Genomic DNA, 24,874 nt, shown 5'->3' with positions numbered 1-24,874 from the left:
ATTACGAGGGGCTCCGGAGAGTCGATCATGTGCAGGAAACTTGCTGCCGCCTTGGGAGCGGCCGTGTTGCTGACGACGAGCGCGGGGGTGTTCGCGCAGCAGGCGGGAACCGTTACCGGCGACCGTGCCGGCGACATGACGGCCGACCTCCTTCTTGTGCGCCCGCTCGGCGTGGTCGGCACGGTGATCGGTGCCGCGGTGTTCTTCGTCGCGCTGCCCTTCACGCTGCCGACGGGCTCCGCCGGCGATGCCGCGCACGAACTCGTCGGCAAGCCGTTCGAGTACACGTTCAACCGCCCGCTCGGCGACTTCCAGCACTGCGGGGCGGACCGCCACCCGTGCGGCGACCGGCGTGATCCGTAAAGCGGGCGGGGGGCTGAATGCCGCTGCGCTCGCGGCGGCCGTGCTTGCGGGCGTGGCAGGCTGTGGCGGCGGGGCCGAGGGCAGCATCGATCCGAAGGATGCGGCGCAGGTCGCGCGCGGCGAGGCGTTGTACCGCACGCACTGCGCGGCGTGTCATGGCGCGAAGCTCGAAGGTCAGCCCGAGTGGCGCCAGCGCAAGGCCGACGGACGGCTGCCCGCGCCGCCGCACGATGCGTCCGGCCACACTTGGCATCATCCGAACGAACTGCTGGTGAACATCACGCGCGACGGCATGGTGCCGCCGTGGGCGCCCGAGGGCTACGCGAGCGACATGCCGGCGTTCGCCCGCGTGCTGTCCGACGACGAGATCCGAGCGACGCTGGCCTTCATCCAGAGCACCTGGCCGGCCGAGGTGTGGCCCGCGCGCGCGCAGATGGCGCAGCAGCGGCGCTGACAGCGCGGCGTGGCCCAGTCGTTCGCGCGTTGCCCCGGGCGACAGGACTGGTATCCTAAAGCGCTTTCCCGTTTCGGGTGAGCTTCCCCAATGAATGAATCCTTCAAGCGCGGCGCCCGCGAGGGGCTCCGGCTGATGCTGCCGATGTCGGTCGGCCTCCTTCCGTGGGCGATTGTCACCGGCGTGGCGATGCGTTCGACGGGCCTGTCGGCGGTCGAGTCGCTGGGCATGAACCTGATCGTCTACGCCGGCACCGCCCAGCTCGGCACGCTGCCGCTGATCGCCGCCGGCGCGCCGCTGTGGCTGATCTTCGTCACCGCGCTGGTGCTCAACCTGCGCTTCGTGATCTTCAGCGCCGCGCTGGCGCCGGCCTTCCACGGCGCGTCGTGGTCGAAGCGCCTGCTGTCGGGCTATCTGCTCGTCGACGGCCTGTTCGTGCTGTGCGCGGACCGCTTGCTGCGCAGCGACGATCCGCACTGGCGCTGGGGCTTCTACGTGGCCCCGGCCATGCTGTGCTGGAGCATGTGGCAGCTCGGCGGGCTCGTCGGCGTGCTCGGTGCGGGCGTGTTCCCGAAGGACTGGTCGCTGGAGTTCATGACGACGATCGCGCTGATGGTGATGCTGGTGCCGATGGTGAAACAGCGCGCGATGCTCGTCGCGGCGCTGGTCGGCGGCCTGGGCGCCGTCCTGCTGCGCGGCTTGCCGCTCCGGCTCGGCGTCATCGCCGGGATCGCGCTGGGCATCGCGGCGGGCTTCATTGCCGAGCACTGGTCGGAGAAGCGGAGGCAGGCATGGTAGAGGGGGTGTGGCTATGGCTGACGCTGTTCGCGATCGGCTCGACGACGATCCTCACGCGTGGCAGCTTCGTGTTGAGTGGCGACGGCGCGCGCCTGCCGCCGGCGCTGCAGCGCGCGCTGCGCTATGCGCCGGCCGCGGCGCTGTCGGCGCTGATCATGCCGGACCTGCTGCTCGACGCGGGCGCGTTCGATCCGGCGAATCCCAAGCTCGTCGCGGGCATCGTTGTCGCGCTCGCCGCGGTGCGCTCGCGTAGTCCGTGGCTGCCCTTCATCGCCGGCATGGGCGTGCTGCTCCTGCTGCGCAAGGGGCTGGGCTGGTAGCGCCGTGATGGTCGGTAGGGCGGGAGGAGCCGAAGGCGTATCCCGCCATGCGGCGTTCGGATGGATCCCGGCGCCTGGCATTGGCGGGATGCGCTTCGCTCCTCCCTCCCTACGATGTTGCGCTGGGTTGGTAGCGGACGGCGTTCAGGTGAGCAGGTAGTTCGCGTCGGGGACGGGGGCGGGCGGCAGGGGCTCGCCGAGCATTTCGCGCAGGCTGGCGTCGATGCCGGCCACCAGCGCGTCGAGCGCGAGATCGTTGGGCATCGTGCCGAAGGGATCGTCGATTTCGTCGCTGAGCGCTTCGAGTGCGAAGAAGGTGTAGGACACGAAGCACACGATCAGCGGCGTCATGATGCCGATCGAATCGACGAGGCCGAAGGGCAGCAGCATGCAGTAGAAGTAGGCGCTGCGATGCAGGATCACCGAGTAGGTGAAGGGCAGCGGCGTGTTGGCGATGCGTTCGCAGCCGCCGAGCGCGCCGGACAGGTTGTTGAGCGACTGGTCCATCTGCTGCGCGGCGATGGCATCGAGTTCGCCGGCCGTGCGCCGCTCGCGCAGCCATTCGCCCAGCCACAGCAGGATCAGCGCGGGGGCGAAGCGCGCGGTGCGCACGCGCTCGACCAGTTCGGTCGGCAGCAGTCCCGCGAGGTCGGTGTCGCGCGGACGTGCGCGCAGCTGGTTGCGCATCGCCGTCGCAAAGCCGACCAGGCCCAGCACGAACGCACGCTGCGTCGTAGTCGGTGCAGCGAGGTTGAGGGCCTGGCGTGCGAGATTGCGCGCTTCGACGAGCACGGCGCCCCACAGCTTGCGCGCTTCCCAGTAGCGGTCGTAGCTCGCGTTGATGCGGAAGCCGAGGAAGATCGCGAACGCGACGCCCATCAGCGAGAACGGCGCCGCCGTGAGCGTGACTTTCCAGTGGAAGAGCTGCCCGTGCAGCAGCACGACGGCGCAGGACAGCGTGAAGATGAACAGTTGCTGGGACAGAATGCGCGGGACGAGCGAGCCGCGGCGGACGAAAAGCAGATGGACCCAGTGCGGGCGGGGACGGAGGATCACGGCGGGGGCGGGCTGGTCGCTGATGCGACGGAAGGCGCGATTCTCGCAGGTTTCGCGCGCCCCTTGGGTGGAAGTTGCTGCAGTGCAGCGTCTGTGCAACGGAGCCGCGCGGCGCGACTCCGTCGAGTCCCGTTCAGCAAACCTTGCAGGCTTCGACCGGCAGGCCGCTCCTGATCCAGCCCGGACCGGCGGTGCTGCCGCTCATGCCTTCGCGCACGCTGTACACGTTGGTGAAGCCCTGTGCAGCGAGCAGGCGTTGCGCTTGGCCGCTGCGGTTGCCGCTGCGGCAGATGAAGGCGATGGGGGTGTCGCGTTTGCCGCCGACGCGGGCGACCACTTCCTTGACGAAGCCTTCCGCTCCGCCCGGGTGGTACAGGTTGATCGGCGTGGCGCCCGGTGCGACACCGGTTTCGCGCCATTCTTCGGGCGTGCGCACGTCGATCAGCGTGATCTTCCCGGCTTTGGCCTGCGCCTGCGCCTCGGCGGGGGTGATTTCGGGGACCGCGCCCTGCTGGGCGTGGACCGGCGAAAGGGGGAGGAGGATTGCCGCTGCGACGGCAAGGAGCGTGCGGCGGCGGGTAAGGGAAAGGGCGAGGGCCATGAGGAACTCCGGAATACGGCGGGTGCTGACAGAGATAAATGAGACCGTCAGCAGGGGGTGGAGTTCTGCATATTAGCATGTGCTTGTATGTAAGTCGGAGGCCTCGCATCGACCAAGCGACCGTCCCCTGAACCCGTCGTAGGGCGGAAAACGAAGTTTCGGCGTAGCCAAAAGCGCAGCGCCTTCCGCCGCATGGGCGTCGTCGGCATGCCCTCCATGCGGCGGATAACGCCGCTGCGCGGCTCATCCGCCCTACGGAATCCCTTTGGCCGCGGCTTGCGTCAGCCCGCGACCCACGCCAACCCGGCAGCCATCGCGAGGCCGCCGCTCGCGAGCAGCGTGAGCCGTCGCAGCGAGCCGTGCAGCCGGCCCCACAGCCAGAAGCCGGACAGGCCGAGGAAGGCGAGGCCCAGCGCGGCGGCGTCGGAGAGCAGCACCCACGTCGGGCCAGTGCCGATCGCCATGTGCAGGCGTGCGAGGTAGAGCCACAGGTTGGGCTTGGTACGCTTCGCTTCGGCATGGCGGCTGCCCACCCAATAGTCGATCTGCACCGATTCGGATGGTGTGTCCGCGCGCAGGGTCCAGCGTTCGGGCTGGCGGATGTCTCCGCCGCCCCAGCCCACCGCCTTCGCGGGTTCGACGCGGGACTTGAGCGTCGCCGCGTCGAGTCCCAGCGCCGGTGCGAGCGCGGCGGCGAGCGCCGCCGGATCGGCGGGCGTCGCCTCGACGGGCAGCAGCTGCGTGACCTCCTTGCGATCGAGCGCGGGGATCTTCATCACCGCGCGGTGGTTGAGCAGGAAGCCGGTCGTCGCGAACAACAGCAGCATCGCGGCGAGGCCCAGGCCGATCCACGCGTGGATGCGGCGCAGCCACTTCTGCGAGTTGCCGCGATGGCTGGGCGGGCGGTGGTGGAGGTGGATCACGGCGGGCTCAGAAGCTCAGTTTTGCGGAGAGGCGCAGTGTACGCGGCATGCCGACCGCGAGCAGCGGGCTGTTGGAATTGACGCGGCTGTCGCCGGCCGCGGCCCAGTAGCGCTCGTCGGCGACGTTTTCCAGGTTCGCGACGAGGTCGAGTTGGCGGCCAGAGAGTTTGGTGCGGTAGCGCGCGCCGAGGTCATAGCGGGTGAAGGCGTCGACCTGGGCTTGGTTGAGCGGGTTCACCTCGCGCTCGCCGGTGTAGTACGCGCCGGCCGACAGCGCGAGGCCCGGCACGGCGGCGAGGCTGTGCTCGACGAAGAGGCTGGCCGTGACCTTGGGCGTGTTGGCCGGGCGCTTGCCGACGAGGCGCGGGTCGTTCTCGGCGTCCGTGAATTCGGCGTCGAGCCACTGGGCGGAGGCGAACAGGCTCCAGCGCGGCGCGAAGCGCCCGCCGGCCGAGAGTTCGACGCCGCGGTAGCGGCCCTCGCCGAGGCGCTCATACACGTCGTCCGCGGTGCTGGCTGTGCCCTGGGAATTGACGCCGTTCATCGGGCGCTCGATCTGGAACAGCGCCGCGTTGGTCTGCAGGCCCCGCCACTCGCTCTTGATGCCGCCTTCCCACTGGCGGCTGACGATGGGTTTCAGCGAGTCGCCTTCATTGACGGTGCGCGCGGGCGCGATGCCGCCATCCTCGAGGCCTTCGAGGTAGCCGGCGTAGAGGTTGGTGCGCGGAGTGAGCTTGTACACCGCGGCGACGGTCGGTGTGACGCGGCGCTTGGTGTAGTCGAGGGCCGGGTTGGTCGCGTGCTCGAACTCGAACTCGCTGCCGCGCGCGCCCGCCATCAGCAGCCAGTCGCCGAGCGCGATGCGGTCGAAGGCGTACCAGCCCTGATCGTAGGTGCGCGAGTGGAGGGCGCGATCCGGATAGACCACCGCCGTCTCGGGGATGTCGCGCGGATTGTAGAGGTTCTGCGCGACGGTGATCTGGCGCGTTGCGCCGGCCGTCTGGCTGAGCACGTTGCGGGCATAGCCGAAAGTCAGGTCGTGGGTGAGGGCGCCGGTCTCGACGCGTCCGGCGAACTCGGTGCGCTGGCTGCGGTTGATGTATTCCTGGCCCTTGGTGCGCGAGATCTGCAGCGTGCCTTCGCCGGTGGCGATGTCGTAGTTCTGCAGCTGCGAGAAGTTGCGGTCGCGTTCGAGCCAGGAGCGCCCCATCTCGACGGTCCAGATCCAGTTGTCGGACAGCGCGAAGTCGCTCCGGAGCTGCACGTTCTGCTCCTTCGCGTCGTAGTTCGCCCAGTCGGGGGCGATGAGCTTCCTCGGGTCGGGGATGCGCGGCAGCGGGATCTCGCCATTCACGGCGCGCAGCGCGAGGATGCTAGCCTGCTCGACGACGTCCTTGGCGATGTCCTCGACGTCGAGCTTGAGCAGCCAGCGGTCGGTGACCTGCCAGTCGAAGGCGCCGGCATAGAGGTGGCGGTCGCCGCCGGCGTCGCGCACCGGGCTCTCCAGCTGGCCGCCGACGATGTTCACGCGCGCGCCGAACTCGCCCTTGGCGCCGAAGCGGCGGCCGATGTCGAGGCCGGCGACGGCGCTGCCGTTGTCGTCGGTGGAGAACTGCACCGCGGTGACCGGCGTGCTGCCGGCGCGCTTGGTGACGAGGTTGATGATCCCGGACGGGGGCACGAAGCCGTAATACAGGCCGCCGACGCCCTTCAGCACTTCGACGCGCTCCTTGTTTTCGAGCGGCAGGTCGATGAGGTTCACGATCGGCAGGCCGCCGTTGAGGCGGTAGTTGGAGCGGTTCTCGACCAGCAGGCCGCGGATCGACAGGTTGTCGTAGGCGGTGGCGCCGAGTTGGGCGCGCGCGACGCCGGCGGTGTTCTTCATCGCCTCGTACAGGCTGTTGGCCTGCTGCGCGTCGAGCAGGTCGCGGTCGACGACGTTGATCGTCATCGGCACGTCTTTCGCCGGGGTGTCGCGGAAGGTGCCGACGCCGACGCTGCCTGAGCGCCAGCTCGATTCGGTGGCGAAGACCTCGACCGCTTCAAGCTGTTTTTCCTGGGCGTGGGCGCCGCCGTAGGCGGCCAGCAGGGCGGCGGGAATGAGGCGGGCGAGGAGTCTCGTGCGCATTGGACGTGTTCCGGGATGAGAGGGATCGGTAAATGCCCCGGTGGCGCGGATGCGGCCGGGGCGGAAGGGAGGATCAGAAGCGGAAAGTCGCCGTCGCCTGCAGCGTGCGTGGCGCGCCGGGCTGGTTCAGGCCGTTGACGCTCCCGTGGGCGGTCGCCCAGTACTCGCGGTCGAAGGCGTTCTTGAGGTTGAACGCGAGGTCGTAGGCCTTGCTGCGGTAGAGCAGGGCGGCGTCGAAGACCGCGAAGCCGGGCAGGCGCACGAGGTTGTCGGGCGAGGCGTATTGCGAGGCCTGCGCGCGCATGCCGCCGCCGAGGCTCCAGCCGCGGCCGAGGTCGCGCACGACCCAGATCGAGCCGCTGTGGCGCGGCGTCAGTGCGGCGTCCTTGCCCTCGAAGGGCACGGTGACGCGGCGGGTGCCGAAGTTGGCGCCGCCAGTGGCGGTCGACTTCACGATCTCGGTGTCGAGGAAGGCGTAGCCGGCATGGACCTGCCAGCCGGGCGCGGGGCGGCCGGAGACTGACAGTTCCAGGCCCTCGGTGCGTTGCTTGCCCGCGTTGATCGTCTGGCGCGTGACCGGATCGGTGATCTTCATGTCTTCGCGCACGAGCTGGAAGATCGACGCGCCGGCCGACAGCGCGCCGCCGAGGAAGTCCCACTTCGCGCCGATCTCGTGGTTGGTGGTGATCTCGGGGTCGGCGTCGACGTTGGAGGCGGAGAGCTGGAACTGCTCGCCCGAGGGCTGGAAGGAGCGCGACACGGAGACGTAGTAGGCCTGGGTCGCAGTCGGCTGCCACACGAGGCCGGCACGCGGGCTCCATTCGCGGTCGGTGCGTTCGAAGTCGCGCTTGGTCGGCTCGGTGGTCTTCTGGCGATACTCGTCGTGACGCACGCCGACCAGCGCCTTCCATTGCTCGCCGAGCGCGATCTGGTCCTGCAGGTAGAACGCGGTGCTGTCCTGCGTCGTGACGTTGTCGATGGTGCGCGAGTTGGGCGCGCGTGTCGTGTAGGGCGGGATCGCGCCGCCGGGGTTGTAGAGCGGCACGCGGTCGATGCCGATCCAGTTATCGATGTCGAGCTGCTTGTCCTGCGTGCCGACTTCGACGCCGTAGAGGAGGGTGTGCTGCATGCCGGCGAGCTTCACGCGCTGCGTGAGTTCGAGCTGGTTGAACCAGCCTTCCTCGTCGCGCACGACGTGGCCGTGGGTGCGCTGCATCATGAGCTGGCCGCCGGAGAGCGTGTAGGCGCTGCCCGAGCGGTACAGGGTGTTGTCGCGGTCGAGCTTGAAGTCGTAGTAGCGCAACACGTTGCGCAGCGACCAGTCGTCGTTGATGCGATGCGACAGGGTCGCCGTCGCGGTGTTCATCGTCGCGGTGGTCGTGTCGTCGCGCTCGGCGTCGCCGGAGCCGTAGTAGGTGTCATGGTCGACGTCGAGCGGGCGGCCGTTGTTGTCGGGGATGCCGAAGTCGGTCGGGCGGCGATCGCGGTTGTGCGCCAGTTGCAGCAGCAGGCGCGTGTCCTCGCCGAGCTTGAGGTCGAGCGACGGGGCGATGGCCTCGCGCTTGAGGAAGGATTCGTCGCGGAAGCCGGTCGAGTCCTCGAAGGCGCCGGTCAGGCGGAAGGCGTGGCCGCCGTCGCCCAATGAGCCGGCGGTGTCGAAGCTGATGCGCTTCTCGCCTTCGCTGTCGAGTTGCACGGTGATTTCGCGGATCGTCTGCGTCGTCGGCAGCTTGCTCACGCGGTTGATGATGCCGCCCGAGGAGCCGCGGCCGTAGAGCACGGCGGCGGGGCCCTTGAGGACCTCGATGCGCTCGGTGTTCGACAGGTCGCGGTAGTACAGCGCGTCGTCGCGCACGCCGTCGAGGAAAGTGTCGCCGATCGCGGTGAAGCCGCGGATCGCGAACTGGTCGCGCTGGCCGTCGCCCATGTTGAGCGTCACGCCGGGGACGTTGGTGAGGGCGTCGGCGAGCGAGCGCACGCCCTGGTCGGCGATCAGCTCGGGGCCTACGACGTTCACGGTCTGCGGGACGTCGCGCAGCGGGGCGGTGCCCTTGGTCGCCGAGGAGGAGACGAGCGGGTTGTAGGACGGCGCGGCGCCGCCCTGTTCGGCAGTGACGGTGACGGCGGGCAGGGTGGCCTGGGCGGCAGCGAGGGCAGGCAGTGCAGCGGCGATCGCCACGGCGAGGGTGGTGGGACGCATCGGGACTCCGGTCGGGGACGTTGCTGGCTGGCGATCCGACCGGAGGGGGCGGAGTGGCTGGCTGGTTTTGCGGCGGATTGTATTGCAGCATGTAAATGCGAATCAATCGCAAATAAGAATCGTTGTATTTGCGCCACAATGTCGGCGCGCAATGTGCGCCGACACATTGTGTTGCGAACGCTTCTTATTTACGGTGCGAATCGTTCTCAAGTGTGACGTCCGCAAGCCGGCAGTTTCCGACCGGCCATAGCGGGCGCACGCGGGGGCCGTACCGTACCGATCGTTCATCCACGGCAAGCCAGGCGACATCTCTACCCAGCCAGCCAGGGTTCATACAGGAGTAGAAAGATGTCGTTCCGTCCCCGGCTCAAGCCGGTCGTGTTTGCCATGCTCGCCGCAAGCGCTTGCGGCAATGTCGCTCTCGCCGCCGATGCGGTGCTGTCGCCGGTGCTCGTCCAGGATCAGGTCGAGCGCGCCGACGGCCCGGTGCAGGGCTACCGCGCCACGCGTTCCGCGACTTTCACGAAGACCGACACGCCGCTGAAGGAAGTGCCGGCATCGATCACCGTCGTGCCGGAGAACGTGATCGAGGACCAGGCGATGCGCAGCATCTCCGACGTGCTGCGCTACGTGCCCGGCACGACCGCGGCGCAGGGCGAGGGCAACCGCGACCAGATCGTGATCCGCGGCAACAACACGACGGCCGACTTCTTCGTGAACGGCATCCGCGACGACGCGCAGATCTTCCGCGATCTCTATAACGTCGAGCGCGTCGAGGTGCTCAAGGGGCCGGGCGGCATGAGCTTCGGCCGCGGCGGCGCGGGCGGCATCGTCAACCGCGTGACCAAGCGTCCGGTGTTCGGGCATGTGGGCGAGGCGAGCGTCACGCTGGGCAGCTTCGACCAGCTGCGCGGCACCGTCGATGTCGGCAACAAGCTGAGCGACGCGGCGGCGTGGCGTCTGAACGCGATGGCCGAGCGCGCCGACAGCTTCCGCGACGGCGTGGATGCCAAGCGCTACGCCTTCAATCCCAGCGTGACGCTGACGCCGGGCGGCAACACCGCGCTGACGCTGTCCTACGAGCGCCTGTACGACGAGCGCACCGCCGACCGCGGCATTCCCTCGCAGGGGGATCGCCCCTTCGACACCAAGCGCAGCACCTTCTTCGGCAATGCCGACCAGAGCAAGTCGCGCGCAATGGTCGATTCGCTCTCGGCCGTGCTGGAGCACGACTTCGGCGGCGTGCAGCTGAAGAACAGCCTGAGCGTCACGCAGTACGACAAGTTCTACCAGAACGTCTTTGCCGGCGGGGCCGTGAATGGCGCGGGCAACGTGCGCATCTCGGCCTATAACGCCTCCAACCTGCGCACCAACGTCTTCAACCAGACCGACCTGACGACGAAATTCACGACCGGCGGCCTCAAGCACACGCTGCTCGCGGGCATCGAGCTGGGCCGCCAGGACAGCGACAACGAGCGCCACACCGGCTTCTTCGGCGCGTCGACGAGCGCCACCGTATCCGCGGCCAACCCCGTCGCGACCGCGACGAGCTTCCGCTTCAACGGCACCGACGCGAACAACACGGTCAAGTCCGACACCGTCGCCGCCTACCTGCAGGACCAGATCGCGCTGAACGACCAGTGGAAGGTGCTCGCCGGCCTGCGCTGGGACCAGTTCAAGGTCGATCTCGACGACAAGCGCACGACCACGACGCGCCGGGACCTGTCGCGCACCGACACCGAGGTCAGCCCGCGCTTCGGCCTGATCTGGACGCCGACGCCGGCCCAGACCTATTACGCCAGCTACAGCTACGCCTTCCTGCCCTCGGGCGAGCAGCTGAGCCTCGCCGCGAACACCAAGGATCTCGCGCCCGAGAAGGCGATCAACCATGAGATCGGCGCGCGCTGGGATCTCAATCCGGATCTCACGCTGTCGGCTGCCCTGTTCCGGCTGACGCGCGAGGATGTTCGGACGGCCGATCCGCTGAACCCGGGCTTCTTCGTGCAGACCGGCGAGCAGCGCACCGAGGGCGTCGAGATCGGCTTGCAGGGCAAGATCACGTCATGGTGGCAGGTGTTCGCGGGCTACGCGAACCTGGAGTCGGAGATCACGAAGACGACCTCGAGCGCGCCCAAGGGCCGCAAGGTCGGCCTGGTGCCCGAGCAGATGGCCTCGCTGTGGAACCGCTTCGACCTCGGTCACGGCTGGGGTGCGGGTCTCGGTGTGATCCACCAGGGGGCGAGCTACACGTCCTTCAACAACACCGTGAAGCTGGCGGCCTTCACCCGCGTCGACGGCGCGCTGTATTACACGTTTGCCGGCGGCAAGACGCGTGTCGCGCTCAACGTCGAGAACCTCGGCGACAAGGAGTACTTCCCGACGGCGCACAGCGACAACAACATCAGCCCGGGGGCGCCGCTCAACGCGCGGCTGACGCTGACGCACGCGTTCTGATGGGGCGGACGGCCAGCGCGGAGACCTTGTTCCTCCCCCCTTCAAGGGGGGAGGTTTAGGAGGGGGGATGGGTTTCTGCGACGTCTGCTCAACCCATCCCCACCCCGACCCTCCCCTTGAAGGGGAGGGAGCGTCTACGTCACGCCTTCAACTGCTCCCCGATCGGCAGCGTGCGGATACGCTTGCCGGTCGCGGCAAACAGCGCATTCACCAGCGCCGGCGCGAGCGGCGGCACCCCCGGCTCGCCCACCCCGGTCGGCTTCTGGGCGGACGGCACGATGTGCACCTCGATCTTCGGCATCTGGTCGATGCGCAGGATCGGGTAGTCGTGGAAGTTCGACTGCTCGACGACCCCGTCCTTGAGTGTGATCGCACCGCTCAACGCGGCGGCGAGCCCGAAGCCGATGCCGCCCTCCATCTGTGCGCGGATCACGTCCGGATTCACGGCGATGCCGCAATCCACTGCACACACGACGCGATCGACGGTGAAGCCGCCATCGGGCGCGACCGTGACCTCGACCACCTGTGCGACGAAGGTGTTGAAGGACTCGTGCACCGCGACGCCGCGACCGCGCTTGCCGCTCTTCGCCGCTGCGAGCGGCTTGCCCCAGCCGCCCTTGTCGGCGGCGAGTTTCAGCACGCCCGCATGACGCGGATGCGCGCCGAGGAGCTCGAGCCGGTACGCGACCGGATCGGCGCCCGCGGCCGTCGCCAGTTCGTCGAGGAAGACCTCGGCCGCGAACGCGGTGTGCGTCGAGCCCACCGAGCGCCACCACAGCACCGGCACCTTCACGTCCTTGCTGGTGGTGTGCAGCTCGACCTGCAGGTTGGGGATCGCGTAGGGCAGGTTCGCCGCGCCTTCGACCGAGGTCGCGTCGACGCCGTCCTTGACCATCGCGCTCTCGAAGGGCGTGCCGGCGAGGATCGACTGGCCGACGACGCGCTGCGACCACGCGAGCGGCTTGCCCTGTACGTCGAGCACGGCGCGCAGGCGGTGCAGGTACAGCGGCCGGTAGTAGCCGGCGCGCATGTCGTCCTCGCGCGACCACACCAGCTTCACCGGCGCCTCGCCGCGGATCGCCTTCACGATGTGCGCCGTCTCCAGCACGTAATCCGCGGCCGGGTTCGCGCGCCGGCCGAAACTGCCGCCAGCGAACAGCATGTTGAGCTTCACCTGCTCGGGCTTGAGTCCGAAGAAGGCGGCCAGCGTGTACTGGTCGCCGGTCTGGAACTGCTCGCCGTTCCACACTTCGCAGCCCTGCGCGTCGAGGCGCATCACGCAGTTGAGCGGCTCCATCGGCGCATGCGCGAGGTAGGGGAAGGCGTATTCCGCGTCCAGCGCCTGCGCGCCCTCGGCCAGCGCCTTGTCCGTGTCGCCGTCGCGGCGCGCGACCCGTCCCGGCGTCGCGGCGAGTTTCCGGTAATCGGCGAAGATCTGCTCGGAGCTGCCGCGGTAGGCGGCGCTGTCGTCCCAGTCGATCTGCAGCGCGTCGCGCCCCTTCTTCGCGGTCCAGTAGTCGCGCGCCAGCACTGCGACGCCCTGCGGGATGCGCACGACGCGCAGCACGCCCGGCACCGCGCGCGCCGCGCGTTCATCGACCGTGCGCACGGTCGCGCCGAAGCGTGGCGGGTGCGCGACGACCGCGACGAGCATCCCCGGCAGCTTCACGTCCTGCGTGAACTGCGCGCGGCCGGTGGTCTTCTCGACGCTGTCCTTGCGCGGCACGTGCCGCCCGATCAGCGTGAAGTCCTTGGGATCCTTCAGGCGCACTTCCTGCGGCACCGCCTGCTTCGCCGCGGCCTCGGCCAGTTCGCCGAAGCTCGCCTTGCGGCCGCTCTTCGCATGGCTGACGACGCCCGCCCTGACGCGGATTTCGCCGGCCGGCACCTTCCAGCGCGCGGCTGCCGCCTGCACCAGCATTGCCCGCGCGCTCGCGCCCGCCTGGCGCAACTGGTCGAAGGAGTTGGCGATCGCGGTGCTGCCGCCGGTGCCCTGCGACGGGCCCCACAGCAGGTTGTTGTAGCGCTTCGCGTCGGCCGGAGCGCCTTCGACCATCACCTGCGCCCAGTCGGCGTCCAGTTCCTCGGCGACCAGGGTCGCAAGGCCGGTGTAAGTGCCCTGGCCCATCTCCAGATGCTTGGCGATCACCGTCACGCGGTTGTCGGTGCCGATGCGCACGAAGGCATTCGGAGCGAAGGCGGCTTCCGCTTGGGGTGCGTCCTTCGCCGTCGCAGCCAGCGCGGAGCCCGCGCCCGGCAGCACCAGCCCCAGCGTGAGGCCGGCGCCGGCCTTGAGGAAGTCGCGACGCGACACGTTCTCGATGCGGGTCGTCATGCCGCGCCCCTCCCCGCGAGGCGCTTCGCGGCTTCGTGGATCGCGGCGCGGATGCGCACGTAGGTCGCGCAGCGGCACAGGTTGGCGGCCATCGCCGCGTCGATGTCCGCGTCGCTCGGTCGCGGCGTGTTCGTCAGCAAGGCGGTTGCCGCCATGATCTGGCCGGACTGGCAGTAGCCGCACTGGACGACGTCGAGCTTCTGCCACGCCGCCTGCACCGCCGCGCCGACGCGGTTCCTGCCGATCTGTTCGATGGTCGTGACGTGTTTGTCGGCGACCTCCGAAACCGGCGTCGAACAGGACTTCACCGCGACGCCGTCGACATGCACCGTGCACGCGCCGCACAACCCCATGCCGCAGCCGAACTTGGTGCCGGTGAGTTCCAGTCCGTCGCGCAGCACCCACAGCAGCGGGGTGTCCTCGGGCATGGAGGTGTTGACCTTCTGCCCGTTGAGGATGAATCGGGTCATCTGCAATCTCCTGTCGGGGCGGCCCCGGTCTGCGGCCGGGATGCCGATGCCCACAGGTTAGATTATTTATCTTGCAAGATCGACCCGGCGCGCATTACCAGACGTAATACATCAACACCCACGGCACGACCGCGGCTGCCGACGCCGCGGCGAAGGCGAGCAGGGCGCCGAGCTTGCGCGCCCGCGGCGCCGTCTGTGGCGGACGTGGATGGCGGCCAGGACCAGGCTCGCCAGTGCCGCCGCCGCGAGCAGGGTGGCGCGCGCTTCGGGCAGTGCCGTGAGGATCACCCCTTCGGCCGTCAGCAGGGTCACGGTGAGTCCCGAGAGCCCGAGGAACACGCCGGCACCGCCGAGCGGGATCAGCGCGTAGGCGAGCCGCAGGCGCGCGGCCGTGTCGCCGAGCAGGCCGGCGGCGGCGCGCAGCCACAGCGTGATCCAGCCGCCGAGCACCAGCGCCGTGACGCCGATGTACGCGAGGATCATGATCCCGTCGAGCCAGGTGAACACGTCGTTCGCTTCGGGGTAGTGGGTCAGCAGCCACCACGGGATGTCGTCCGCGAGCAGCGCGAAGGCGTCGCGCTCGACCAGCCACTCCGCAGCCGCGAGTTTCGCGCGCACGAACCACGGCGAGGCCGACCACTGGAAGGCGCCGATCGCCGTGCCGATGATGCCGAACACCAGCAGGCGTACTTCCCAGTGGTCCGTGTCCTGCGCGTCGAGCTGCGCGACCTCGCTGCCGGGCACGCGCGCGGCGAGGCTCACCGCGTCGCGATGCCCCGCGCAGCGCCCGCACATGTGGCAGTCGGCGGCGCTTTCCATGCGGCGGATGTCGACCAGCGGGGCGCAGTTGATCGGGATCACCTTCTTCGCGCCGTACGACTCCCACGCCGCGCGGTCGGTGCGGAAATGCACCGGCGCGAGCCGCGACAGCAGGCCGAAGACGCCGTTGACCGGGCACAGGTGGCGGCACCACACGCGCTTGCCGCGGCCGTAGACCAAGCCCACGGCGACCGCCGCGACGGTCGAGCCGCCCAGCACCAGCAGCGCCGCCTTGGGGTACTCGTACACGCTCACGAGCTGGCCATACACGGTCGTGCCGAGGAAGGCGACGAAGGGCCAGCCGCCCCACTTGATCCAGCGCGGCACCGGGCGGCCGAGGCCGAAGCGCGACACCTGCTCGGAGAGAAAGCCTTCCGGGCACATCGTGCCGCACCACACGCGCCCCATCAGCATCATCGACACCAGCACGAAGGGCCACCAGATGCCCCAGAAGGCGAACTGCGCGAACAGCGTCAGGTTGTTCCACAGGTGCGCGCCGGATTCCGGCAGTGGCAGGAAGGCGGGGGTGATGACGAGGAACAGGTAGGCCGCGAGGATCGCCCATTGCGCGCCGACGATCCAGCCGCGATGGCGGCGCATCAGTTCGCCCACGCGGGCGAGGTATGGGCGGGCGGCTGAGGGGGCGGCAGCGACCGCGCAGGTGTTCATGCCGCAGTCCTCCGCTGTAGGCGCCCGAGTAGCGCGACCACGCCCCAGTAGCCCAGCCACGCGATCAGCACCATCAGCGAGGGCTGCGCGCGGTAGCCGGCGAAGGCTGCGGCGATGCCGCCTGCGGTGCTGCCGTCTTCGAGCAGCGCCGAGCTGTCCCACACCGGCTCGATGAGCGGCGGCAGCCACTCCATGTCGATCAGGCGCTCGACGCCCGATACCAGCAACGCCGCCGCGAGCAGCAACAGCACGATCTCGCTCGCGCGGAAGAACAGGCGCCCCGGCAGCCAGCGCGCGCCCGACAGGATCACCCATGCGGTCGCGAGCGCCAGCGCGAAGCCGATGCCCGCGCCGGCGAACAGGCGTGCGAGCGTTTCGCCGGACTGCTCCATCGCCAGTCCGTACAGGAACAGCACCGTTTCCGCCCCCTCGCGGCCCACAGCGATCGCCGCGAGCATGGCGACCGAAGTCCCGCCGGCGGTTTGGGCCGCGCGCGTGAGACCCGCTTCGAGCTCGCGCTTCATGTGGCGCCCGTGCGAACGCATCCACAGCACCATGTGCGTGATCAGGCCGGCGGCGGCGAACACGATGGCGGTCTGGAAGAGATCCAGCGCGTCGGCCGCGAGCCAGCCGTGCACGCCCAGCATCGCGAGCGCGAGGAAGCCCGCCAGCGCGAGTCCGCCGCCGACGCCCGCCCACAGGTGATGCACGCCGATGCGCGCATCGTCGCGGTCGCGGATCCACGCGAGCAGGATGCTGATGATCAGGATCGCCTCGACGCTCTCGCGCCACACGATGAACAGGGCGTTGCCCATGATGCCTGCCTCCGGAAAGCCTTACTTCGCGACGAAGCGGCCCTTGGCCGTGTCGGGATGGAACTCGCCGAAGAAGGGGTAGGAACCCGGCTTCAGCGGCGGAAAGATGGTGCTGCGGGTCACGCCCGGCCCCACGACGAGCTCCTTGAACGGCGTACTGGTCTCGAACTCTTCGGGGCCGACGTTGCGGTTCGTGAGCTGCAGGCGGAAGCGCGTGTTGGCGGGCACTTCGATCGTCTCGGGCGTGAAGCGGTCGTTCTCCGCGACAACCTCGAAGGTCGGCATGTCGGCGCGCGCCACGGCAGGCGCCGCGAGGAGGGCGGCGGCAAGGCCAAGGACGGAGGCGCTCAGGCTGGCTGGTTTCATCATGGCTGGCAGGTTCTCACCGTGGAAATGCAAAAGCCCCGCCCGGCGGAAAGCCGGGCAGGGCAGGAGGAGCGTTGGCGCTCAGAACGCATACAGGGCGCGCACCCCGAAAGCGGTCATGTTCTTCGCGTCGCGGTTCGCCGCGGCACGGCGCACGTACTGCAGGTCGGGCGTCAGCGACAGCTGGTTGTTCAGGTGCCAGCGGTAGTACAGCTCGGCGACCTGTTCGGCCCCGCTCGGCGTGTAGCCGAACAGGAAGTTGCCGTCCTCGTCCTGCAGGCCGGCGGCTTCGCGGCGGAAATCCTTGCTCGCGCGCAGCCAGCCCCACGCGAGGCCGACGCTGTCGGCGCCGCGGCCCCACGCGTCGCCGGTCAGTTCGCCGCCCACAGTGAATGCGCGGTCGAACGGCGTCTTGCCCGAAGTCCCCTGTCCGTAACGGGCGAACAAGGTCACGTCCTCATGCACGCGCTGGTCGACGCTCGCGCCCCAGCCGCTCGCCGTGTCGCGCGACCCGTCGAAGCCCTCGTACTGGCCGTTGCGCCAGGCGTACAGGCGGTAGGTGCCGTCGAAGCCGTAGTTCTTGCGGCCGTATTCGAGCTGGCCGATGACGAAGGGTTTGTCGAAGCTGCGGCCGAACTGCGCGCCTTCGCCGGCGCCGAACGCCGCGAGCGAGACCTGCCACCAGTCCGGCTTGTCCATCTCGTTGCGGTAAGCGAGGCGCACGCCTGGCGTGAAGCCGTAGCTGTCGGCGCCGACCACGCCGCCCGAGTCCAGCATCGGGTTATGCACGAAGACGTTGTTGAGGAATTTCTCCGCCTCGTTGTCGGCGATCGCGTTCTGGTCGAAGAACACGAAGGGGTCCATCTTGCCGACCGTGAACCGCAGGCTGTGGGGCGAGTTCGGGCGATCCCCGAGCGGTGTCGTGAGCTGGTACCAGGCCTGCGCGACGATCGCGTAGGTCTCCTCCGAGCCGCCGCCGGTCTGGAACGCGAGGCTGTTGAAGGCGGCGGTGAAGCTCGGGTGCAGGCGCGTGAAGCTCTCGCCCTGACCCATGCGCAGCTGGGTGAAGAACTCGCCCGTGCCGCGGCCGAGGTCACCGGCCGGCACGGTGATGCCGAGGTCGCCACGCCACGACAGCTGTGATTCGCGCTCACCGTTGTCGCGCGCGCGGCCGTTGATCTGCTGGGCCACCGCGGCGACGCTGCCTTCGATCGCGATCCCTTCAAGGGCGCTCGCGAGGCGCGTCGGCGCGCCCATCGAATTGGTGCGCTCCTCGACGGCCTTGAGCCGGATCGCGAGTTCGGGTTCGCGTTCGCTGATACGGTCGCTTTCGAGGCTCGCATTCAGTTCCTGGTTCGCCCGCTCCAGGGCCTGCACGCGCTGCGCGAGGGCCGACGCCGGCGCCGCGGTGCCCGTCGCGAGCTTCTCTTCAAGCTCGGTGTTGCGTTTCTCGAGCTTTTCGACGCGCTCGGCCAGGCGTCTCAGTTCGGCGAGGAGCGTGTCCTGCGCCGTCGGTGCCGCCTGGCTCGCGCACGACATGCCCGCCACGGCGATGGCGATCGCCGTGCGGGCAATGCGTGCGGCCCTCATCAGTAGCCGCCCTTCTTGCCGATGCCGGCGTAGGTGAATTCGTTCTCGACCTCGAAGGCCTTGAACCACGGACGCACGCCGGTGGCGCGGTCGGTGTGGCGGCCGAAGTGGCTGCCGTGGCTCGCGCCCGGCGGAAGGATCGTGTACTTGACCTTGTACTTGCCCGGGCCGGCGAGCTTGATGTTGTCGCCGTAGTGCGGACCGTCGCTCGCGACCATGGGCATGAACTCGCCGGCGAGCTTCCAGTCGCTGCCGACCTTGGCGATCTCGAACTTCACCGTCAGGTAGGGGATCCAGCTGCCTTCCTCGAAGCCGTTGGGGTTGTTCGCCAGCGCACGGACGTCGGCCTCGATATGGACGTCGGTTTCGGCCGCCTTCTTCATCATGCCTTCCGGCTCCATGTCGATCGGCTGCAGGTACACGGCGGCGATCTCCATGCCATTGCGCTGCTGCGGCGCGCCGATCGGGTACTCGAGGGCGTGTGCGGCGAAAGACAGGGCGGCGAAGGCCGCAATGGCAAGCGGGCGGAACGGGACGCGAAGCATGGAGCTTTCCTCTTTCTGGCGAATGTGGGGAACGATCGCGAGTATCCGGATCGGTTGAATGCTGTTGCGAATGATAACGACAATGAGAATTGATCGCAATAATGATTTAAGCAATGGTGTTGCGGCCATCGGCTGCCCTTCGCGCGTCGCGCTGCGGAACGGTCGCTAGTCGGGCATGAGGGCCGGGCTGCGCGCCGCGGCTGGCGAGGTCGAAGCGGCGTCAATGCCCGGAACGGGTGTGCGCGTCGTTTCGGCCTTGCCGGACGGTGCATCGCGGACGCCGGTGCGTTCCAGGTCTAGGTGCATCAGCACTGCCGGAGCTTCGACGCGCGGGCACTGACGGACGTCTCCGATGCGGCGGAAGCGGAAGATGCGCTCGTAGAACCCCGCGTGGCGGGGATTCACCTCGATGAACGCGTCGGTGACGCGGTGTCGCGTCCGTCCGTACAGGTAGGCGAGGTAGAACAGCGCGGAGAGCACGCCGTGCGAGCTGTACTGCGGGTCGATCGCAAAGGCGGACAGTTCGCAGATCCGGCGTTTCATCCGGCGGAACACGGCAACCTCGGGGCCGTACAACTCATCGACGAGCAGCCCGGCGGGCGAGTCCAGCCCGAGCGTGATGGTTGCGATCACCTGTCCGCGGCTTGCGCCGGCGAACACCACGCGGTCGGGCGAATCCACGCGCGGCGCGGTCTCCGACGTGCGATAGCCGCGCCGCGCATACAGCCGTTCGACCAGGGCGCGGACCTGCGCGAGTACGCTGCATTCGGCGATCCCGTAGCAGTACCCGCCGCACTTGTAGCCGCATACGCCGGAATTGATCGAGGCCCTGCACGCCGCCTTGCGCGCATCGCTCGCCGCGCAGGGAACCGGAATGCAGCCCGGCTCGGGGTGCGTGCTGCGGCAGCCGGAATCAGCGGAAGCGATCGCCCACATGAAACCCTCCCCATGCGCTCGGGAGGCGTGCCGCGGGCTGCGGAGGCCCGCCCGGACGCCTATGACCAACAGCATAGGGTTCGGCCCATGCCGGCACATCCGCATATGCTCCCATCTTGTGCATGACATTCGTCATGACGCGGGGGGGGGAGGGCTCGGGGAGCGCGCCGGCGCCGGGAGCGCCGGCCGGGGTGTGCGATCAGCCCGGTACGGACCAGCCGCCGCCGAGCGCCTTGTAGAGGTCCACGGTGCCCGTGAGGCGGGAGAGCCGCAGCTGGGCGAGCTGGTCCTGCGCCTGGAACAGCGTGCGCTGCGCGTCGAGCACCGTCAGCAGCTCGTCCGCCCCTTCGCGGTAGCGCATCTCCGCGAGGCGCAGGCTGCGCGCCGCCTCGCGGCGGATCTCCTGCTGGCTGTCCTCGAGGCGACGGTCGCGCTCGGCATTGCCGAGGGCATCCTCGACTTCCTTTAGCGCGACATGCACCGCCGAGCGATAGTGTTCGACCAGCGCCCGCCGGCGCGAACGTGCCGCTTCGACTTCGTTGCGCAGGCGCCCGCCGTCGAACAGGCTCTGCGTGAGGCCGGCCGTCAGGCCCAGCGTGCTGGCGGGATTCGCCAGCGACAGCAGCGCGGTGCTCGCGAGACCGGCCGAGCCGGACAGGTCGATGCGCGGCAGCAAGGCCGCACGCGCCGCCACGACATCGGCGTCGGCCGCGGCCAGCTGGGCCTCGGCGCTGGCGAGGTCCGGGCGGCGCGTGAGCAGTTCCGCGGGCAAGCCGGGAGCGACCGGGGGGATTGCGAGGCCGGTGAAGGATTCGGCGGCGAGGCTGAAAGCCTGCGGCGCCTGCCCGACGAGGAGCGCCAGCGCGCTATGCGTCTGGCGTTCGAGCGTCTCCAGCGGCAGCAAGGCGGCACGCTGTGCGAGCACGGTGCTGCGCTGGCGGCTCACGTCTAGGGCGGACGCCGCGCCGTTGCGGTAGCGCGCTTCGACGATGCCGAACACGCGCTCGGCGATCGCGAGGTTGTCGCGCGCGATGACCAGCCGCTCGCGTGCGGCGAGCAGCTGGAAATAGGTGTTCGCGACGCCCGCGACCAGCGTCAGGCGTGCCGCATCGTGATCGTGGCGGCTGGCGGCGAAGCTCGCTTCCGCGCCGCGCACGTTGGCCGCGATGCGGCCCCACACGTCCACTTCGTAGCTGATGGACAGGCTCGCGCCGGACGATTCGCTATCGACTGCGCGTCCGCCGTCGCCCGGGTCGCTGCGCCGCCACCCGGTGTCGCCGCCGATGCCGGCGGAGGGCAACAGCGACGCACCGGCGACGCGCAGCGCGATCTCCGCCTGGCGGACGCGTTCCACTGCGGCGCGGAAATCCGGGTTGTCCGCGACTGCGGCGGCGACCAGCGATTCCAGCCGGGGCGACGCGAAGCCGCGCCACCACTGCGGGTCGGGCTGCTGCGCGCCGCTCGCGGCAGGTTCGATCCAGCCGGCAGGCACGGGTACGTCGGCCCGCGTCGCCGGTTCGGTGACCGCACACGCGGACAATGCGAGCAGGAGGCTGGTGGCGAGCACCGGAGCAAGCCGGCGCGGAGGAATGCGGTTCATCGAGGGGTCACTCCGACGCAAGGGCGACCACCGGGTCGAGGCGGGCGGCCTTGCGCGCGGGCAGGTAGCCGAAGATCAGGCCGGTCGCGAACGCGCAACCGAAGGCGAGCAGCACGGGGGGCAGGGAATACACGACAGGTTTGTCGAAGGCTTCGATCACCGCCGCGGCACCGAGGCCGACGGCGACCCCGATCAGGCCGCCCAGCGCGGATACGACCAGCGCTTCGATCAGGAACTGCTGCAGGATGTTCTTCATGCGCGCGCCGGTCGCCATGCGGATGCCGATCTCGCGCGTGCGCTCGGTAACCGACACCAGCATGATGTTCATGACGCCGATGCCGCCCACCAGCAGCGAGATCGCCGCGACCGTGCCGAGCAGCACGGTCAGCGTGTTCTGCGTCTCCGACGCGCTCTCGATCACCTGCGCCATGTTGCGGATCTGGAAGTCCTCGATGCCCGAATGGCGCGTCTGCAGCAGCGCGCGCACGGCCTCCTGCGTGTCGTCGATCTGCTCGACGTCCTCCACCGCGACGATGGCGCTGCGCAGGTGGCGTTGGCCGGTCAGGCGCAGGCTGCCGGTCGAGAAGGGCACGAAGATCACGTCGTCCTGGTCCGATCCCCACGGCGTCGCGCCCATCGGCCCCATCACCCCGACCACCTGGAATACGAGGTTGTTCACGAGCACGTACTTGCCGATCGGATCCTCGTCGCCGAACAGGGCCTTCGCGACCGTCTGGCCGACGGTGGCGACCGTCGCATAGCGGCGCTCGTCGGCGGCGCTGAAGAAGGTGCCGCGCGCGACCGGCCAGTCGCGCGCGATCGTGTAGTCGGCGCCGGTCGCCGTCGCCGAGGTGCGGTGGTCGGCGTTGCCGTAACGCACCGTCACGCCCGTGCTCTGCTCCGGCACCGCGGCGAGCACGTTGGGCAGTTCGACGATCGCCTCCACGTCCTCGCGCACCAGCGTCGCGGTGGTGTCGCGGCCGCGCTGGTTCGGTGCGCCGGGCCGCACCGTGAGGAGGTTCGTGCCCATCGCGCTGATGCGGTCGATGACGTCCTGCTTGGCGCCGTCGCCGATCGCCAGCATCGCGATCACCGCCGCGACGCCGATGACGATGCCCAGCAGCGTCAGCGCGGCGCGGAACAGGTTGGCGCGCAGCGCCCGCAGCGCCGTGCGGGTCGCCTCGACGACGTCCGAGAGCTGGGAGGTGCGGTCGATGTGGGGGGCGAAATCGGGTTCGGGGGCCACGGGTGGCCGCGGGCCCGGATCCGAGACAACGTTGCCGTCGCGGATCTCGATGATGCGCTGCGCTTGCTCGGCGACCTCGCGCTCGTGCGTGATCAGGATGATCGTGTGCCCGGCCGCCGAGAGCTCGCGCAGCAGCTGCATCACCTCGGCGCCGCTCTTGCTGTCGAGCGCGCCGGTCGGCTCGTCGGCGAGGATCACGCGGCCGCCGTTCATCAGCGCGCGGGCGATCGACACGCGCTGCTGCTGGCCGCCGGAAAGCTGGCTCGGGCGGTTGGTCGTGCGCTCGCCCAGCCCCAGCGTCGTCAGCAGTTCGATCGCGCGCGCATGGCGTTCGGCTGGTGGCATGCCCGAGTAGACCGCCGGCACCTCGACGTTCTCGCGCGCGCTGGCGCCGCCGATCAGGTTGTAGCTCTGGAACACGAAGCCGAACGTCTCGCGCCGCAGGCGCGCGAGCTCGTCGCGCTCGAAGCCTGCGACGTCCCGCCCCATGAAGCGGTAGGTGCCGGTGGTCGGGCGGTCGAGACAGCCGAGGATGTTCATCAGCGTCGACTTGCCCGAACCCGAGCTGCCGACGATGGCGACGAACTCGCCCGGATAGATCGTCAGGTCGATGCCGTGCAGCACCTCGACGGCGAGCTCGCCGGTGCGGAAGGTCTTGGTGACGCCGGACAGCTCGATTAGCGGCTCGCCCGACGGCTGGCGCCGGGGCGAATCCGCGTCCAGTCCGGCGATCAGCGGTTCGGCTTTCATATGCGCGGCGTGCGGCGCGGTGCGCTGCCGTTGCCGCCCTTGTCCGCGGGGGCCATGCCGGACACGATCCGCTCCCCTTCCTCGAGGCCGGACAGGACCTGGGCGTGGATGCGGCTGCGCACGCCGATCTCGACCTGGCGGTCCTGCAACGGCCCTTCCGCCGGGGCGACCTTGAGCGTCACCGTGCGCGGCGTGCCGCCCGTGCCCTTCTTGGCATCCGGCCCCTTGGGCGCATCCCCGCCCGGCGCGCCGGAGGGACGCGCGTCCCCGCCTGCCGCCCCGGTCTTCATGCGTTCCGCGCGCCCGCCGCGGCCGGCGGCCAGTGCCGACATCGGCACGAGCAGCGTGTCCCTGGCCGAGGCGACGACGAAGAACACCTGCGCCGTCATCTGCGTCATCAGCGCCTGGTTCGGGTTGGAGACGTCGAACAGCGCGTTGTAGAGCACCACGTTGTTCTGCACCACCGGCGTCGGCTCGACCTTGCGCAGCTTGCCCTCCCAGCGCCGTCCCTCGCCGCCGAGGATGGTGAAGTAGGCGTCCATGCCGAGGCGCAGGCGGCTCACGTCCGCTTCCGAAACCTGGGTCTGCACCGTCATCGTCGACAGGTCCGCGACGCGCAGGATCACGGGCGCCTGCTGGCTCGCGATCAGCGTCTGGCCCTGGCGCGCGGTGATCGACACGACGGTGCCCGAGATCGGCGCGTAGATGCGCGCGTAGTTCAGGTTGGCCTCGTCCGCGCGCAGGTTCGAATCGGTCTGGTCGATCTGCGCCTTGATCGCCTCGACCTGCGCCTGCGCCGACAGCAGTGCGGCCTCCGCGTTCTGCAGGCTCTCGCGCGTCGTGGCGTCCTCGGCCATCAGGTTGCGCTGGCGCTTCACCTGCACATCGGCCAGCGTCCGGCTCGCCTCGCGGTCCATCAGCTGCGCGCGCAGGTTGCGCAGCGACGCGCGCGTCGCGTCGACACGGCTCTGCAGCACCACCGGGTCGATCTCGGCGAGCAGGTCTCCCGCCTTCACTTCCGAGCCGACCTCGACATGGATCTTCTTCAGCTGGCCCGACACCTGCGCGCCGACATCGACGTAGTCGCGCGGCTGCAGCGTGCCGGTGGCCGTGACGACGTCCTCGATGTCCCCGCGCGTCACGGTCGCGAACTGGTAGCGCGCCAGCTCGTCGGGCGGCGCGAAATATCGGCTCCACGCGAACCATCCGCCCGCTCCCAGCACGCCCAGGGTGACGAGGGCAATCACGGCGCGGCGCAGTCGGCGCGGTTTGGACGCGGGGGTGGATGTCATGATTTCGTTCTGGAGGTTTTCGGATTGCGGCGGATTGTGGCGGATCGCGACCGATCTTGCCCCGCTGCGCCGCGGGTTGGCAAATGGATATTCCGCCGCGCTGGAGTCGGGCGGACTCCGGCATGCAGCTCGGCGCAAGCATAA

21 protein-coding genes are annotated in these 24,874 nt (G+C 69.4%); 5 read left to right on the top strand and 16 right to left on the bottom strand.

Annotated elements, in window-relative coordinates; all coding sequences use genetic code 11:
* Positions 1 to 27 precede the first annotated feature (27 nt).
* The 4 genes from AzCIB_RS19775 to AzCIB_RS19760 all read left to right on the top strand — a co-directional run bounded on the left by AzCIB_RS19775 (position 28) and on the right by AzCIB_RS19760 (position 1,935).
* Positions 28 to 363, top strand: a complete 336-nt coding sequence (locus AzCIB_RS19775; RefSeq protein WP_050417468.1) for a hypothetical protein — start codon at positions 28 to 30, stop codon at positions 361 to 363.
* Positions 353 to 817 carry a c-type cytochrome gene (locus tag AzCIB_RS19770; RefSeq protein ID WP_050417467.1) on the top strand — a complete coding sequence of 155 codons (465 nt, stop codon included), beginning with the start codon at positions 353 to 355 and terminating at the stop codon, positions 815 to 817. Before AzCIB_RS19775 ends, AzCIB_RS19770 begins: the two co-directional genes overlap by 11 nt.
* 90 nt (positions 818 to 907) lie before the next feature.
* Positions 908 to 1,615: an AzlC family ABC transporter permease gene (locus AzCIB_RS19765; RefSeq protein ID WP_050417466.1), complete on the top strand. Its 708-nt coding sequence runs from the start codon at positions 908 to 910 to the stop codon at positions 1,613 to 1,615.
* The gene (locus tag AzCIB_RS19760) at positions 1,609 to 1,935 is read left to right on the top strand and encodes an AzlD domain-containing protein (protein WP_050417465.1); all 327 of its coding nucleotides are present in this window, start codon (positions 1,609 to 1,611) and stop codon (positions 1,933 to 1,935) included. Before AzCIB_RS19765 ends, AzCIB_RS19760 begins: the two co-directional genes overlap by 7 nt.
* A gap of 144 nt (positions 1,936 to 2,079) precedes the next feature.
* Here the strand turns inward: AzCIB_RS19760 and AzCIB_RS19755 are convergent, their stop codons facing one another.
* The 5 genes from AzCIB_RS19755 to AzCIB_RS19735 form a co-directional block, all read right to left on the bottom strand.
* Entirely contained in the window at positions 2,080 to 2,991 is a 912-nt protein-coding gene (locus AzCIB_RS19755) for a bestrophin family protein (protein WP_050418474.1), read from the bottom strand.
* Between the two features lie 133 nt (positions 2,992 to 3,124).
* Positions 3,125 to 3,592, bottom strand: a complete 468-nt coding sequence (locus AzCIB_RS19750) for a rhodanese-like domain-containing protein (RefSeq protein ID WP_050417464.1) — start codon at positions 3,590 to 3,592, stop codon at positions 3,125 to 3,127.
* 281 nt (positions 3,593 to 3,873) lie between these two features.
* Positions 3,874 to 4,515 carry a PepSY-associated TM helix domain-containing protein gene (locus AzCIB_RS19745; RefSeq protein WP_050417463.1) on the bottom strand — a complete coding sequence of 214 codons (642 nt, stop codon included), beginning with the start codon at positions 4,513 to 4,515 and terminating at the stop codon, positions 3,874 to 3,876.
* Between the two features lie 7 nt (positions 4,516 to 4,522).
* On the bottom strand, positions 4,523 to 6,643 hold the full coding sequence (locus AzCIB_RS19740) for a TonB-dependent siderophore receptor (protein WP_050417462.1): 2,121 nt from the start codon (positions 6,641 to 6,643) through the stop codon (positions 4,523 to 4,525).
* A gap of 73 nt (positions 6,644 to 6,716) precedes the next feature.
* Positions 6,717 to 8,843, bottom strand: coding sequence for a TonB-dependent receptor (locus tag AzCIB_RS19735; RefSeq protein ID WP_050417461.1), 2,127 nt, complete (start codon positions 8,841 to 8,843; stop codon positions 6,717 to 6,719).
* A 348-nt stretch (positions 8,844 to 9,191) separates the two neighbouring features.
* On the opposite strand from AzCIB_RS19735, the gene AzCIB_RS19730 reads away from it, so the two are divergent.
* Positions 9,192 to 11,297, top strand: a complete 2,106-nt coding sequence (locus AzCIB_RS19730) for a TonB-dependent receptor (protein ID WP_050417460.1) — start codon at positions 9,192 to 9,194, stop codon at positions 11,295 to 11,297.
* A 139-nt stretch (positions 11,298 to 11,436) separates the two neighbouring features.
* Here the strand turns inward: AzCIB_RS19730 and AzCIB_RS19725 are convergent, their stop codons facing one another.
* The 11 genes from AzCIB_RS19725 to AzCIB_RS19675 form a co-directional block, all read right to left on the bottom strand.
* A complete protein-coding gene (locus AzCIB_RS19725; protein ID WP_050417459.1) occupies positions 11,437 to 13,632 on the bottom strand; it encodes a xanthine dehydrogenase family protein molybdopterin-binding subunit in 2,196 nt (731 codons plus the stop codon).
* On the bottom strand, positions 13,629 to 14,102 hold the full coding sequence (locus tag AzCIB_RS19720; protein WP_050417458.1) for a (2Fe-2S)-binding protein: 474 nt from the start codon (positions 14,100 to 14,102) through the stop codon (positions 13,629 to 13,631). Before AzCIB_RS19720 ends, AzCIB_RS19725 begins: the two co-directional genes overlap by 4 nt.
* A gap of 111 nt (positions 14,103 to 14,213) precedes the next feature.
* On the bottom strand, positions 14,214 to 15,590 hold the full coding sequence (locus AzCIB_RS19715) for a 4Fe-4S binding protein (protein ID WP_232299277.1): 1,377 nt from the start codon (positions 15,588 to 15,590) through the stop codon (positions 14,214 to 14,216).
* The gene (locus AzCIB_RS19710; protein WP_050417457.1) at positions 15,587 to 16,405 is read right to left on the bottom strand and encodes an FTR1 family iron permease; all 819 of its coding nucleotides are present in this window, start codon (positions 16,403 to 16,405) and stop codon (positions 15,587 to 15,589) included. Before AzCIB_RS19710 ends, AzCIB_RS19715 begins: the two co-directional genes overlap by 4 nt.
* Positions 16,406 to 16,426: 21 nt before the next feature.
* Positions 16,427 to 16,774, bottom strand: a complete 348-nt coding sequence (locus tag AzCIB_RS19705) for a cupredoxin domain-containing protein (RefSeq protein ID WP_050417456.1) — start codon at positions 16,772 to 16,774, stop codon at positions 16,427 to 16,429.
* Between the two features lie 78 nt (positions 16,775 to 16,852).
* Positions 16,853 to 18,361 (bottom strand): carbohydrate porin, encoded by a 1,509-nt coding sequence (locus tag AzCIB_RS19700; protein WP_050417455.1) that lies wholly within the window; start codon positions 18,359 to 18,361, stop codon positions 16,853 to 16,855.
* Positions 18,361 to 18,906 (bottom strand): iron transporter, encoded by a 546-nt coding sequence (locus tag AzCIB_RS19695; protein WP_050417454.1) that lies wholly within the window; start codon positions 18,904 to 18,906, stop codon positions 18,361 to 18,363. Before AzCIB_RS19695 ends, AzCIB_RS19700 begins: the two co-directional genes overlap by 1 nt.
* A gap of 165 nt (positions 18,907 to 19,071) precedes the next feature.
* Complete coding sequence (locus AzCIB_RS19690) at positions 19,072 to 19,842, bottom strand: N-acyl amino acid synthase FeeM domain-containing protein (RefSeq protein ID WP_050417453.1); 771 nt, start codon at positions 19,840 to 19,842, stop codon at positions 19,072 to 19,074.
* A gap of 199 nt (positions 19,843 to 20,041) precedes the next feature.
* Positions 20,042 to 21,442, bottom strand: coding sequence for an efflux transporter outer membrane subunit (locus AzCIB_RS19685; RefSeq protein ID WP_050417452.1), 1,401 nt, complete (start codon positions 21,440 to 21,442; stop codon positions 20,042 to 20,044).
* A 7-nt stretch (positions 21,443 to 21,449) separates the two neighbouring features.
* Complete coding sequence (locus AzCIB_RS19680; protein WP_050417451.1) at positions 21,450 to 23,438, bottom strand: MacB family efflux pump subunit; 1,989 nt, start codon at positions 23,436 to 23,438, stop codon at positions 21,450 to 21,452.
* Complete coding sequence (locus AzCIB_RS19675; protein ID WP_050417450.1) at positions 23,435 to 24,730, bottom strand: efflux RND transporter periplasmic adaptor subunit; 1,296 nt, start codon at positions 24,728 to 24,730, stop codon at positions 23,435 to 23,437. Before AzCIB_RS19675 ends, AzCIB_RS19680 begins: the two co-directional genes overlap by 4 nt.
* Positions 24,731 to 24,874: the final 144 nt, after the last annotated feature.

Source organism: Azoarcus sp. CIB, assembly GCF_001190925.1.
Classification (GTDB): domain Bacteria; phylum Pseudomonadota; class Gammaproteobacteria; order Burkholderiales; family Rhodocyclaceae; genus Aromatoleum.
Note: the sequence above shows the minus strand (reverse complement) of the source record. Positions and strands in the feature narration are given on the sequence as shown.